Below are 12827 nucleotides of genomic sequence, written 5' to 3' on the forward strand. Positions count from 1 at the left end.
GTCACGCTCCGCCCACGGGGAGGGCCACTGTGAACGTGCTGCCCCGGCCGGCTTCGCTGGTCAGCACCAGCGTCCCGCCGAGCAGCGTGACCAGCCGTCGCGCGTACGGCAGGCCGAGCCCGGTGCCGCCGACCCGGGTCGTGCCGGGCACCTGGTAGAACTCCTCGAAGACCCGTTCGTGCAGCTCCGGCGGGATGCCCACGCCGGTGTCGGTGACCGACAGCGTCCACTGGTCGCCGCGGCGCTCGGCGCGCAGGCGTACCTCGCCGCGCTCGGTGAACTTCAGCCCGTTGTGCAGCAGGTTGCGCAGCACCTGGGCGAGCAGCACCTCGTCCGAGCGCACGGTGGCCGGCGTCGGCGGTTCCTCGACCACCAGTTCCACCTCGGGGCGGGTGGCGAGTGCCCGCAGCGTGCCGCGCAACTGCCCGAACACGGCGCGCAGGTCGACTTCGGACCAGTCCGGCTCGATCCGGCCCGACTCCGCCTTGGCCAGGTCGAGCAGCTCGTTGACCAGCCCCAGCAGGTCACCCGCCGAGGAGCGGATCAGCCCCACCTGGCGGGCCTGCTCACCGGTGAGCGGATCGGAGGCGGAGTCGGCGAGCAGCCGGGCCAGGCCGATGATCGCGGTGACCGGGGCGCGCAGTTCGTGGCTGACGTTCGCCAGGAACCGGCTCTTCGACTCGCTGGCGGCCCGTAGCTGGGCGGACTTCTCGTCCAGCTCGGCGTAGAGCGCCACCACACCGCGGTTGGTCTCCTCCAGCTCCTCGGTGAGCTGGTTGTAGAGCGCCATCACGCCCCGGTTGGTCTCCTGGAGTTCGGAGTTGAGCACCGCCAGCTCGTCGCGCTGGCTGCGTACCTCGTCGAGGGCGGCGATGAGCTGCGCGTTCTGGGCGGCCAACTCGTCCAGCGCGGAACCCGGCGCGCGCTCGGCCAGCTCGGCGCGAAGCTCGGCGGCGCGATCAGCCGTCAGCTCCTCGGCGTGGTCGGGCACTCGTCGGGACATCCTCACGACCGTATCGCCATCGACGGCCACCACCCGCAACGTGTCCACCAGACGCGCGACGGCGCCGGACTGCGGCTCGTACCGTCCACCGGGGAGCGGACGCAGCGGCGACAGGTCCACCTGGAGGACCGGGCGGCCCACCGCGTCGCGGTCGAGGGCGAACGTGACGTCCGCGCCGTCTGCCCCGTGCAGCAGTTCCCGGGCCACCTCGCTCAGCGCGGTGGCGATCCGGACCTGGTCCTGATGTTCCAGCCCGACCGCCGCGGCCACCTCCCGGCCCCGCTGCCGGACCAGGAAGATGTCCTGCTCCACCCGGAGCGCGAGGTGCAGGAGGGGTCCGGTCATGCCGCCCCCCGGGCCACCAGGACGCAGGCGTCGTCGCGGCGGACGCCGGCGTCACGCAGCAGCGTCGCGGCGGCCAGCAGCGGGTTGCGCCCGGCGAGCCCGGGATAGTCGTCCAGGTCCCAGCGATCCACCACCCCGTCACTGTGCATGACCAGGGTGGCGTCGCGCGAGAAGGGGTAGTCGTACCCGCGGATCGCCGGACGCTGGTGCCCGGCGATGCCCGGCAGCGAGACCAGGCCGCGGCGCCGCTCGCCCGGCGCGACGATCATCGCGGCGATGTTGCCGAGCCCGGCGTAGCGGAGCAGTCCGGCAGCCGGATCCGGCTCGGCCACCGCGAGCGCCGCGCCCCGGGTGTGCGACATGGCGGCGTGCAGGTGCCGTACCACGACGTCCGGCGGACCGTCCGGCGCGGAGCGGAACGCGGACACGGCGGCACCTGTGGCGGCGGCGGCGAGCGGTCCGTGGCCCAGCCCGTCGGAGACCAGCACCTGCCGCCGGCCGTCGACCTGGCGGACCGCGTACCCGTCGCCGCTGGTCTGCTCGCCGGTGATCGGCCGGGCCAGTCCGGCTGCCCAGTCCGGCTCCGGCGGTGCGGCGTCCCAGACCTGGACGACGAGGACAGTGCCCCGGCCGGGCGTCGAGTAGCCGTCGAACCGGCTCGACTGCCGGGTGATCGCGCCGAGCCCGATGCCGAGCGTGCCTGCGGTGGAGTGGCCGTCGACGGAGGAGAGCGTCAGGTCGGCCATGCCGGGACCGGAGTCGATGGCCACCAGCTCCACCCCGGCCTGCCCGCCCCGGCGCGCGGGGCGCATCAGGAGCGTGCCCTCGCGGGCGTGCTTGACCAGGTTGCTGGTGAGCTCGGCGGTGACGATGGCCAGGTCCGCGACGCGCGGCGCGCTCAGTTCGAGCTGCCGGCCGAGACGTTCGGCCGCCCGGCGTACGCTGCCGGCTGTCGCGCCGGTGTCGACCCGAAACCAGATGCCGTGGTCGGGTACCACGTCGGCGATCATCGCGACCACTTGGTGACGGTGATCCGCGTCCCCTCGCCGACAGCCGTGCGGATGTCGAAGTCGTCGACGAGCCGGCGGGCGCCGCTCAGTCCCAGGCCCAGCCCGCCGCCGGTGGTGTAGCCGTCGGTGAGCGCCAGGTCGAGGTCGGGGATGCCCGGTCCCTCGTCGGCGAAGACGATCCGCACGCCGCGCCGGCGGCCGTCGGAGACGGTGCTCACCTCGGCGCTGCCTCCACCGCCGTAGATCAGCGTGTTGCGGGCCAGCTCGCTGGCGGCGGTGACGAGCTTCGTCTGGTCGACCAGGGAGAGCCGGGCCGCGACGGCTGTGGTACGCACCAACTGCCGGACCCGCACCACGTCCTCGTCGCTGCGGATCGCCTGGGTCGCCGGCACACCCAGGTCGACGCCCGTGGTCATGCCGTCGCCGTCGTCTCGGTGTCCTCGTCGTCGGCCGCCTGGTCCCACTCGTCGGCGCGGCTGACCGCGATCAGCTCCATGCCGCGTTCGACGTTCAGCGCGGTACGGATGCCGTTGAGCGACAGCCCCAGCTCGACAAGGGTGATGGCGACGGCCGGGCGCATGCCGACCACCACCGTCTCGGCGTCCAGCACCTTCGAGATGGACGCGATGGTGGACAGCATCCGGCCGACGAAGGAGTCGACGATGTCCAGCGCCGTGATGTCGATGATCACGCCGTGGCAGCCGGTGGCGACGATCCGCTCGGCGAGGTCCTCCTGCAACTGGATCGCCGTCTGGTCGGACATGTCGACCTGGATGGAGACCAGCAGGATGTCGCCGATCTTGAGGATCGGCACCCGTTCCATCAGGACTCCCGCCGCGGGCGGCGAGCGGTGGTCTCGACCCCGGTCAGGCGCAGCACGTGGCGCAGCGCGTCGGCGAGACTCGCCTTGGTGGCGATGTCGCCGAACTCGATGCCGAGGGCGACGATCGTCTGGGCGATCTGCGGGCGGATGCCGGAGATGATGCAGTCGGCGCCCATCAGCCGGGCGGCCACCACGGTCTTGAGGATGTGCTGCGCGACCTGCGTGTCGACCGCCGGCACGCCGGTGATGTCGATGATCGCGTACGGCGAGCCGGTGTCGACGAGCGTCTGCAGCAGCCGCTCCATCACCACCTGGGCGCGGGCCGAGTCCAGCGTCCCGACCAGCGGGACGGCGACGACGCCCTCCCAGAGCTTGACCACCGGGGTGGACAGCTCCAGCAGCTGCTCCGCCTGGTCGGCGATCAGGCTCTCCCGGGCGCGGACGAACGTCTCGAAGGTGAACAGGCCCATCTGGTCGACGAGCGCGGAGATGGAGACGAAGTCGCGCAGGGTCTCGTCGCCCTTCTCCTCCTCCATCAGCTCCAGCAGGGCGTCCTTGAACGCGAACACGCTGATCGCGGTCTCGGTGGCGGAGAATCCCTGGCGGGCCCGGTTGGTGGACAGCTCGGACAGCACCGCCCGCAGCTCACCGCCGTGCTCGCCGGCCAGGTCGGAGACGCCCTGGCGACCGGCGTCGATCAGCGCGCGGTGCAGTTCCTGGACCTGCCGGGCCAGCTCGGCCCGGCTCAGGCGACCGCGCAGCGAACTGGCGACGATCTCCGTCCAGCGGTTGGTCAGCCGGTCCGCGTGCTGACTGAGCAGGTGGGCGAGCCGACCACCCTGTTCGGCGCTCAACGCCATGCTGACCTCCCTGATTTGGACGGGCGGACTCTATCACCGGAGGCTGACGCGGTACTTGTCGCGGAGCAAAGAATGATCGACCGCACCCGTGACCGCTCCCGTTCTGCGCGGCGCGCCCATCGTGGGATACCGTTTCCCCCGAACACAGGAGGTCGACGAATGTCCTTGACGGTGCACACGGAACAGCGCGGCGACGTGGTCGTCGTGTCGGTCGCGGGCGAGCTGGACATGGCCACGGCACCGCAGCTCCAGGACCAGATCACGGATCTGCTGGACAAGGGGCGCAGCCGCCTCGTCTTCGACCTGGCCGAGGTGTCGTTCTGCGACTCCACCGGCCTGTCGGTGTTCGTCCGGGCGAAGAACAACTGTGACGAGGTCGGCGGCGTGGTCCGGCTGGCCGCACCGCAGCGCGGCGTGCTGCGCATCCTCGAGGTCAGCGGTCTGGTCGAGGTGCTGCACACGTACCCGACGGTCGAGCAGGCCGTCGCGGGCGATCCCACCCCAGCCTCCTCCTGACCGATCCCGCTCAGCGCTCGTCCTCGATGAAGCGGGGACGAGCGATCACCATGCCCGCCGCCGTCTGCACGGCCAGCGCCACCAGCAGGAAACCGAGCGGGGCGGTCCAGCCGCCGGTCGCCTCGTAGAGGATGCCCACCAGCAGCGGCCCGAGCGCCGCGATCACGTACCCGGTGCTCTGCGCGAACGCGGACAGCGCCACGGTGCCCTCGGCGGTCCGGGCGCGCAGCCCGATCGTGGTCAGGATGAGCGGGAACGCGCCCTGGCCGAGCGCCAGCAGCAGCACCCACAGCGGCGCGAGGCCGTGCGGGGCGAGCGCCAGACCGGTGTACGCGGCGGCGGAGAACACGGTCAGCGACAGCACCAACGGACGCAGCGTGGCCAGCCGGCCGGCGAGCGTCGGCATCATCAGCGCCACCGGCACGCCCAGCGCGGTCACGCCGGCGAGCAGCAGCCCGGCCGCCTCCGGCCGGTAGCCGGCGTCCCGGAAGAGCTGGGCCAGCCAGCCCATGATCGCGTACCCGCTGAGCGACTGCGCCCCGAAGTACACCGCCATGGCCCAGCCGAGCCGGGTCCGGGCGGGCTGCACCCGGGCCGGGGTGGCGACGGCCACCGCCGGGGGCGCGTTCCGTCGCGCGGCGCGGGCCCGCAGCGCGAGCGGCACCCACGGGACTACGGCCAGCGCGGCCAGCCCGGCCCAGATGCCGAGTCCGGCCCGCCAGGAGCCGAACGCGTGCGCCACCGGCACGGCTGCCGCAGCGGCCACCGTCGTGCCCACCGTCAGGGCCATCGTGTACGCCCCGGTGACCAGTCCGGTGCGGTGCGGGAAGTGCTGCTTGACGAGCATCGGCAGCAGGATGTTCGCCACCGCGATGCCGGCGAGCGCGAGCGCGCTGGTGAGCACGAAGACCGCAGCCGAGCCGGTGACCGCGCGCAGCACCTGCCCGGCGGTGAGCGCCAGCATGGCCAGCACCAGCACCCGGGGCGCGGCCCAGCGGCGGACCAGCCACGGGGTGAGCGCGCCCAGTCCGGCGAACGCGATGGTGGGCAGTGTGGTGACCAGGCCGGCCATCGCGCCGGACAGCCCCAGCCCGACCCGGATCTCGTCGAGCAGGGCACCGAGGCTGGTCACCGCGGCCCGCAGGTTCAGCGCGACGAGCAGCATCCCGGCCAGGACGAGCAGACCGCCCCGGACCGGGCCGGCCGCCGGGGATCGGCCCGACGCGGCGGTGACGCCCGGGGCGGGCACTGTCGCGGCGGGCGCAGGTGGCGGAGTCATGATCTCGAACCTACAATCATGGGATGAATTTCGGCACGAGGTGTAACCGGTGACACCCGCCCGGGATTCCGTCGCCGTGCCTCCGCGCGGTCACCGGGTCCGGCAGACGATCGAGCAGCTCCGGGAACGGATCCTCGGCGGCGAGTGGCCGGTCGGCGGGCGCATCCCCACCGAGCCGCAACTGGTCGCCGCGCTCGGTGTGGGGCGGAACACCGTTCGTGAGGCGGTCCGGGCGCTCGTGCACGCCGGGGTGCTGGAGTGCCGGCAGGGCTCCGGCACCTACGTGGTGTCGACCGACGAACTGGCGCCGGTGGTGGCCCGCCGGCTCACCGACGACCGGATGACCGAGGTGATCGAGGTCCGGCGCGCGTTCGAGGTGGAGGCCGCCCGGCTCGCCGCGCTGAGGCGTACCCCCGAGGACCTGGCGGCGCTCGACGGCGCGCTCGCGGCCCGCGAGGCCGCGTGGCGCGGCGGCCGGGTGGACGAGTTCGTCGAGGCGGACGCCGCGCTGCACACGGTCGTGGTGGCCGCCGCGCACAACGCCATGCTCGCCGAGCTGTACGCGTCGGTCGGCGCCGCACTGCGCAGCACCGTGGCCCAGGCGATGGGCGAGGCGCTGACCCCGGAGCGGTACGTGGACCACGGGCGGCTGGTCGAGGCGATCCGGGACGGCGACCCGCAGCGGGCGGCGATCGAGGCCGGTGCTTTTCTCGAAGGGCCCGCCGAGGCATAGGTTGTCCCCGACGCAGACTCATCAGGGCACGGGAGTACGGATGCTCAAGGGCTTCAAAGACTTCATCATGCGCGGCAACGTCGTCGACCTGGCGGTCGGTGTCGTCATCGGTGCCGCGTTCACCGGCGTGGTGACCCAGCTCACCAAGTCGTTCCTGGAACCGCTGGTGCGGGTGTTCATCGCGCTGATCACCGGCAGCAAGAACGGGCTCACCGGCTCGACGCCGACGTTCCGTGAGATCCCGTTCGACTGGGTGGCCTTCGTCAACGCGGCGATCACGTTCCTGCTCACCGCGGCGGCGCTGTACTTCCTCGTCGTCTACCCGATGAACAGGCTCGCCGAGCGGCGCAAGCGCGGCGAGGAGCCGCCGCCGTCGGCCCCGAGCGAGGAGGTCAAGCTGCTCACCGAGATCCGGGACGCGTTGCTCGCCGGCAACCACGGCACCCCCGGCCAGCGCAGCGCCCTGGACGACGCGCTCGGCCGCCGGCAGGAGCCGCCCGCGCCGCGCTGACGCCATAGCCGATCGGCCCTCGCGGGAATCCCGCGGGGGCCGACGTCTATCGAACACATGTTCGATAGAGTCCGGGCATGGAGCAGCGTAGGCACTGGTGGAACGGGAAATGGGGACGCCTCGCCCGGCGTGACGTCTTCCTCCGGGTGGACGGCGACCGCTGGCACGTGGAGCAGCGGGCCGGCGGCGCCGAGGGGGTCTCCCGGTTCTACGAGCACGCCAGCGTCGAGGAGGCCGAGGAGACGGTCCGCGCGCTGCTGGACGGCACCGACACCTGGCGCGAGCTGTCCCCCCGCCCGCCGGGCGGCTGGGCCCCGTCCGTTTAGCGCCCGCGCGCCCCGGGAACCGCTTCTGCATGAGCCAGCAGCAGGACACCGTCTCCCGGGTCACCACCGGCATGCGGGTGGTCGACTCCGCAGGCGTCGAGGTGGGCACAGTCGATCTCGTGCAGCGTGGCGACCCGGCCGCGGTGACAGTGCAGGCGCCCGCCCCGGTCGACCCGGGCAGCAGCCTGGACGAGCTGATCGAGTCGGCGGCGGTCGAGGAGCCCGACGTACCGGCCGACCTGGCCGCCCGGCTGCTGCGCGACGGCTACCTCAAGGTCTCCACCGAACTGGTCCGCACCGGCGCGGTCTACGTGCTGGCCGACCGGATCGCCGCGGTGAGCGACGGCGCGGTACGCCTCACCGTCCCGGTCACGGAGCTACCCGCCGAGGAGTGAGCCCCGGCAGAGGTGATGCATTTATCACCCACGGTAATCAATGATCAATGCAAGTTGCCCCGAAAAGGCGCTCACCAATCCGCTTGCACAGAGTCCCAATGGCGTGACTTTGCGCTCTAATCGCAGATGAATGCCTTGATCATTGATCTTCAAAAACATTGCGCGCGCTCACGTATCTACATCGACCCTCCGCCACGGATAGTTATTTGGCGAACCAAGGGGGTCGAGGGGGAACGATGAACGAAGCGCTGGCGGAACCGCTCACCGGATACCAGGTGGTGGCCGTGGCTGCAGCAGTCGCCGGAGTGGTCGCCGGCCTGGTGCGAGCCTATGTGGCATACCGGGCCCGGATAAACGAGGAACGCGAGGCGACGACACGCACCACAGCCCGGGTGACATGGCTGATTCGGCTCGCGGAGGCCGACCATGACGTCGTGCGGATCGTGGAACGCGACCGCGACGGGCATCGAGAGGTCGAGCTGGGCGGACGCAGCGCGTCGAAGCCCGAGGCCGTCGAGGAGGCGGCGTGACCGACATCAAGGGCACGGCCGCTCTGACACCGGGCCCCGCCGACAGCGACGCTCTGCGCGAGGCGGAGGCAGCCCGCCTGAAAGCGCTCCACGACCGGGAGTTCGCCGAATTCGCCGAGGGCTCCTACTACCGGGTCGAACGGATCCTCAGGGCGACGTGTCGAGACCGTCAAGCGGTGGACGACGCCCTTCAGGAAGCGTATCTGCACGGCCGAGTCGAGTGGCCCAAGCTTCGCGAGCACGTCAAACCGGCCGGCTGGATCATCAGCACGGCCCGTTTCAAGATGCTGAAGGACCACGATCGGCGCCAGCGGGAAGCCGCGGTGGCACCGGAAGACCTGCCACCGTCGTCCCACTCGGACATCGCGGACGTGTGGGAGGCGCAGGAGACGCTGCGAGGCTGGCTGCACCAGCTACCGGCACGGCACGCCGAAGTGTTCCAGATGTCGCGGGAGGGCTTCTCCAACCAGGAGATCGCAAGCATTCTCGGGCTGACCGAGAACAGTGTCCGCTCCTACAAGACCGCCGCCAAGAAGAGGCTGGGCGAACTGGCCGAGGAAGCAGGCTTCACCCGTTCGGAGCGCGACCGGCGTCAGGGGGCGGGCCGTGGACCTCGATGACATCCTGACCTTGGCCGAGACCAGGCCCAGCCCTCTCGAACTCGCCCGCGCCCGACGTGTCGCACGGACGGTGCAGAGTCAGTACGACCTCTCCCTGACAGAGGGCTACAAGATCATCGTGGATGCCGACCTCGTCGACCCGCTGACGTGGGACGCCGACGAGGCCACCCGGGTGGCGCGCGCCGCCCAGCTCGCGAAGCGGGGCACGGTCACCTGGCTGCTCGGCGCCGGCCAGACGGAGCATTCCGAGCGGCTCTCCTGGTCCGACGAGATGGCGATGATCGTCGGCCACGCGCCCGGAACGCTCCGCCTCACCCCGCGGACGCTCTTCGAACTCGTCCATCCCGCTGATGTCGAGCGTGTCCTCGACGTGGTGAGGACGGCGTGGGAGCAGAGCCGTCCCGACGAGATCGGCTTCCGGGTGGTCCAACCCGGAGGCAGCATCCGCCACGTGTCCTGCCACCTCGAGATCCTGACCGAGGCGGGCCGGCCGGTCGGCGTCATCGCCACGGGCGAGGACGTCACCGCGCTCGAGCTCGCTCGCCAGGAGCAGCGTCGGCTCGCCATCCGCCGTCAGATGCTCGGCGCCGATCTGGCCGTACGGGACGTGCTCACCGGACTACAGACCCGGGGCTATGTCATCGACGAGGTCGACAGGGCGCGTCGCACGACCGGCGGCGCCCTGATCGTCGTCACGACCGAGCCCGCCACCCGCATGCCTGACGCGCTCACCGACGAGGACCGGGACCAACTGACGGCTGACATCGCCCGGACCCTGCGCACAGTCGTCGGGCATGACGTGACCAGCGGCCTGGTGGGCTCCGGCTCGTGGGGCTTGCTACTTGCCCGACAGGAACAAGCGGGGGCGGCTGAGAGCCTGGCTGCGCGGATCGTCGACAAGTTCCGGAATCATCTCTTCAGCGTCCGCCAGAAGCCACTGCGGCTCAACATCTCAGCCGGTGTGGTCCATTTCGGCAGCGACATCCCGGACACCGGCTTCGACCTTCTCATCGACGGCGAGCACGCGGCCCGCGACGCACGCCGGAGCGCGACCGACGTCAAGGTCCTGGAGCATCCGGCCGCCGAGAGGGAGCGGACGGAGCGCTGCCGTTCGCGGATTCTCGGCGCTGTCTCGACGAACCGTTTCGCCCTGTACGCCCAGCCCATCACCGATCTCGCACTCAACCAGATCGCCCGTCACGAGATTCTGCTGCGGATACGGAGTGACACCGGCGAACCGGTCGCGCCGTGGGCCTTCCTCGACATGGCCGAGCGTGTGGGTGAGATCCTGTCCGTCGACAAATGGGTCATCGATCATGCTCTGGAACTGATCGGCCGCGGAGCCCAGACCTCCCACTATCAAGTGAACGTCTCCGGAAAATCGCTCGCCGACCCGGGTCTACTCACCTTCGTGACCGAGGCGATCAATCGGCACAGCGTCAAGCCGGAGTGCCTGACATTCGAAATCACCGAAACCGCGCTGATCGAGAATCGGAACGAGGCCCTGACCTTCGCCACGGGAATCAGGGAAATCGGGTGCCACCTCGCGCTCGACGACTTCGGCACCGGCTACGGCGCTCTCGCTCAACTGAAGTACCTGCCGGTGGACCTCGTCAAAATCGACGGAGCGTTCATCGTCGACCTCTGCCGATCCCCGGCAGACCAGGCTGTGGTGTCGGCGCTTGTCGAACTGTGTCACACGCTCGGCATCCGTGTCGCCGCCGAGTACGTCCAGGACAAGGAGACGATGGACCTTCTGCACGCGGCCGAGGTCGACTTCGCTCAGGGCTACCACATCGGGCGGCCAGCACCGATAACAGTGAGTCAGGAGAATGTTCAGACGGTCGAACTCGAACTGCGGTTTCCGCCTCAGCAGACAGCGATGGGCTGAGCAACCGGGTGGGTGAGGCACAAAGGGCCCGCGTGAGAGCGGGCCCTGAGGCGGTTGCGGGAACCCTCGCGGGCCTCCTGCGTACGTCACGCTAACAGTTGTCACCCTGAGCGGGCGGGAACCGACGGGGCGGGTTCCGGCTCGGCCGGCTCGACCGGCGGGGGTGCGGCCCGGCGGCGGAACAGCAGCAGCATCAGCCAGCCCGCGACCAGTCCCCAGAACGCGCCGCCCACCCCGAGCAGGCTCACCCCGGAGGCGGTGACCACGAACGTCACCACCGCCGCCTCCCGCGCGTCCGGCTGGGCGACCGCCGCCGTGACCGCTCCGGCGAGCGCGCCGAGCAGGGCGAGCCCGGCGACGGCCTCGACGAGCACCGGCGGGGAGAGCAGCACCAGGGCGGTCGCCACGCCCGCGCCCAGACCGAGCAGGGCCAGGCCGATCCCGGCGGTGACCGAGGCGATCCAGCGCCGCTCCGGGTCCGGGTGGGCGTCCGGGCCGGCGGCCAGCGCGGCGGTGATCGCGGCCAGGTTGACCGCGTGGCCGCCTGCCGGGGCGCCGAGCACGGTGGCGAGCCCGGTCACCCGCAGCGCGGAGCCCAGCGGGGCCCGGTAGCCGTACCCGGCGAGCACTGCGGTGCCGGGCACGTTCTGGGCGGCCATGGTGACCAGGAACAGCGGCAGCGCGAGCCCGACGACGGCGGGCAGCGTCCAGGCCGGTGCGGTCAGCGCGACGACGGGTGCGGCGTCCAGCCGGGCCGGCCCGGTGGTGGTGAGCGCGATCGCGACCACCGCCACGGCGAGCGCGCCGGGTACCGCCCAGCGGCGGGCGAACCGGTGCAGCAGCAGCCAGACCAGCACCACCGGCCCGGCGAGCCGGGGCACCTCGACCAGGGCGCGTACCGGCGCCGTACACAGCGGCAGCAGCACCCCGGCGAGCATGGCGGAGGCGATCGGGGCCGGGATCGCGGCGACCGCGCGGCCGAGCGCGGGGATCAGCCCGGCCGCGATGATCAGCAATCCGGCGACCAGGAAGGCGCCGACCGCTGCGGGCCAGCCGCCGGGGACCGGTCCGGTGGCGACGAGCAGCGCCGCGCCCGGCGTGGACCAGGCGATGGCGAGCGGCAACCGGTGCCGCAGGCCGAGCCAGACCGCGCAGGCGCCGCTGGCGACGCAGAGCGCGAGCAGGCCGGAGGCGGCCTGGTCCGGTTCGGCGCCGACCGCGCGCAGCCCGGCCAGGACGACTGTGAACGAGCTGGCGAAGCCGACCAGGGCGGTCACCACGCCGGCCAGGACGGGTTGGAGCCGACCACCCATGCTCTCCTCCTCCGACCGTTCCGTTTACGGAACGGCACGGTGTAGCACGATAGCCCCCATGACAGCCGCCGCACCAGCCGACGACCGGGGCGCCCTGGAGGTGGGCCGGCGCATCCGCTCGCTCCGCACCGAGCGGGGCATCTCCCTGTCCGAGCTGGCCCGCCTCGCGGGCGTCGGCAAGGCCACGCTCTCCGGCCTGGAGAACGGTGTGCGCAACCCCCGGCTGGAGACCCTGTACGCGATCACCGCGCAGCTCGGCGTACCGCTGACCGCCGTGCTCTCCGCGCCCGACCAGGCGCCGACCGTACGCGGGGCCGCGGTCGGCGCCACGCTGCTGGAGGTGTTCGACGACCGGGAGGCGACATACGAGCTGTACCGGATGCGGGTCGCGCCGGGACCGGCGCAGCTCTCCCCCGCCCACTCCGACGGCGTGACCGAACACGTGACGGTCTTCTCCGGCGTGCTCCGCGCCGGCCCGGCCGACGCCCCGCTGACCGCCGGTCCCGGGGGCTACCTGCGGTGGTCCTCCGACGTGCCGCACACCTACGCGGCGGTGGGCGAGGAGGAGGTCCACGCGAGCCTCCTGCTGCGCTATCCTCGTCCGTCCACACCGGACAGTTGACGCATACCCAGGATGCAAGCTGATGACATTTCTTTCAGCAGACCCGCCAG

Annotated in this window: 16 protein-coding genes; 9 read left to right on the forward strand and 7 right to left on the reverse strand. The window is 71.7% G+C overall.

Annotated features, from left to right (window positions below; translation table 11 throughout):
* Nucleotide 1: 1 nt before the first annotated feature.
* The 5 genes from OC439_RS25305 to OC439_RS25325 are packed head-to-tail and all read right to left on the reverse strand — an operon-like array spanning nucleotide 2 to nucleotide 4041.
* Nucleotides 2-1348: a sensor histidine kinase gene (locus tag OC439_RS25305; RefSeq protein WP_262015622.1), complete on the reverse strand. Its 1347-nt coding sequence runs from the start codon at nucleotides 1346-1348 to the stop codon at nucleotides 2-4.
* Nucleotides 1345-2358: a SpoIIE family protein phosphatase gene (locus OC439_RS25310; RefSeq protein ID WP_262015679.1), complete on the reverse strand. Its 1014-nt coding sequence runs from the start codon at nucleotides 2356-2358 to the stop codon at nucleotides 1345-1347. The genes OC439_RS25305 and OC439_RS25310 overlap by 4 nt, the downstream gene beginning before the upstream one ends.
* The gene (locus OC439_RS25315) at nucleotides 2355-2774 is read right to left on the reverse strand and encodes an ATP-binding protein (protein ID WP_252451931.1); all 420 of its coding nucleotides are present in this window, start codon (nucleotides 2772-2774) and stop codon (nucleotides 2355-2357) included. Before OC439_RS25315 ends, OC439_RS25310 begins: the two co-directional genes overlap by 4 nt.
* Entirely contained in the window at nucleotides 2771-3181 is a 411-nt protein-coding gene (locus tag OC439_RS25320; protein ID WP_262015623.1) for an STAS domain-containing protein, read from the reverse strand. Before OC439_RS25320 ends, OC439_RS25315 begins: the two co-directional genes overlap by 4 nt.
* Entirely contained in the window at nucleotides 3181-4041 is an 861-nt protein-coding gene (locus OC439_RS25325; RefSeq protein ID WP_262015624.1) for an STAS domain-containing protein, read from the reverse strand. The genes OC439_RS25320 and OC439_RS25325 overlap by 1 nt, the downstream gene beginning before the upstream one ends.
* A 159-nt stretch (nucleotides 4042-4200) precedes the next feature.
* Between OC439_RS25325 and OC439_RS25330 the strand changes: the two genes are divergently transcribed.
* Entirely contained in the window at nucleotides 4201-4557 is a 357-nt protein-coding gene (locus OC439_RS25330; RefSeq protein WP_135242831.1) for an STAS domain-containing protein, read from the forward strand.
* A 10-nt stretch (nucleotides 4558-4567) separates the two neighbouring features.
* Here OC439_RS25330 and OC439_RS25335 read toward each other — a convergent pair whose 3' ends face one another.
* Nucleotides 4568-5836: an MFS transporter gene (locus tag OC439_RS25335; protein WP_262015625.1), complete on the reverse strand. Its 1269-nt coding sequence runs from the start codon at nucleotides 5834-5836 to the stop codon at nucleotides 4568-4570.
* Between the two features lie 49 nt (nucleotides 5837-5885).
* Here OC439_RS25335 and OC439_RS25340 point away from each other — a divergent pair, with 49 nt between their 5' ends.
* The 7 genes from OC439_RS25340 to OC439_RS25370 all read left to right on the forward strand — a co-directional run bounded on the left by OC439_RS25340 (nucleotide 5886) and on the right by OC439_RS25370 (nucleotide 10842).
* Nucleotides 5886-6569: a FadR/GntR family transcriptional regulator gene (locus tag OC439_RS25340; RefSeq protein ID WP_262015626.1), complete on the forward strand. Its 684-nt coding sequence runs from the start codon at nucleotides 5886-5888 to the stop codon at nucleotides 6567-6569.
* 40 nt (nucleotides 6570-6609) lie between these two features.
* Nucleotides 6610-7080, forward strand: coding sequence for a large conductance mechanosensitive channel protein MscL (gene mscL / locus OC439_RS25345; RefSeq protein ID WP_262015627.1), 471 nt, complete (start codon nucleotides 6610-6612; stop codon nucleotides 7078-7080).
* Between the two features lie 77 nt (nucleotides 7081-7157).
* The gene (locus OC439_RS25350) at nucleotides 7158-7406 is read left to right on the forward strand and encodes a hypothetical protein (protein WP_026268772.1); all 249 of its coding nucleotides are present in this window, start codon (nucleotides 7158-7160) and stop codon (nucleotides 7404-7406) included.
* 29 nt (nucleotides 7407-7435) lie between these two features.
* A complete protein-coding gene (locus OC439_RS25355) occupies nucleotides 7436-7801 on the forward strand; it encodes a hypothetical protein (RefSeq protein WP_262015628.1) in 366 nt (121 codons plus the stop codon).
* Nucleotides 7802-8037: 236 nt separating this feature from the next.
* Complete coding sequence (locus tag OC439_RS25360) at nucleotides 8038-8331, forward strand: hypothetical protein (protein ID WP_262015629.1); 294 nt, start codon at nucleotides 8038-8040, stop codon at nucleotides 8329-8331.
* Complete coding sequence (locus OC439_RS25365) at nucleotides 8328-8951, forward strand: RNA polymerase sigma factor (RefSeq protein WP_262015630.1); 624 nt, start codon at nucleotides 8328-8330, stop codon at nucleotides 8949-8951. Before OC439_RS25360 ends, OC439_RS25365 begins: the two co-directional genes overlap by 4 nt.
* Nucleotides 8938-10842, forward strand: coding sequence for an EAL domain-containing protein (locus tag OC439_RS25370; protein ID WP_262015631.1), 1905 nt, complete (start codon nucleotides 8938-8940; stop codon nucleotides 10840-10842). Before OC439_RS25365 ends, OC439_RS25370 begins: the two co-directional genes overlap by 14 nt.
* A gap of 101 nt (nucleotides 10843-10943) precedes the next feature.
* Here OC439_RS25370 and OC439_RS25375 read toward each other — a convergent pair whose 3' ends face one another.
* A complete protein-coding gene (locus OC439_RS25375; RefSeq protein ID WP_262015632.1) occupies nucleotides 10944-12155 on the reverse strand; it encodes a benzoate/H(+) symporter BenE family transporter in 1212 nt (403 codons plus the stop codon).
* A 58-nt stretch (nucleotides 12156-12213) separates the two neighbouring features.
* Here OC439_RS25375 and OC439_RS25380 point away from each other — a divergent pair, with 58 nt between their 5' ends.
* A complete protein-coding gene (locus OC439_RS25380) occupies nucleotides 12214-12777 on the forward strand; it encodes a helix-turn-helix domain-containing protein (RefSeq protein WP_262015633.1) in 564 nt (187 codons plus the stop codon).
* The last annotated feature ends 50 nt before the right edge of the window (nucleotides 12778-12827 follow it).

The sequence above is a fragment of the Micromonospora sp. Mcm103 genome (assembly GCF_024519755.1).
Taxonomy (GTDB): Bacteria; Actinomycetota; Actinomycetes; order Mycobacteriales; family Micromonosporaceae; genus Micromonospora; species Micromonospora aurantiaca.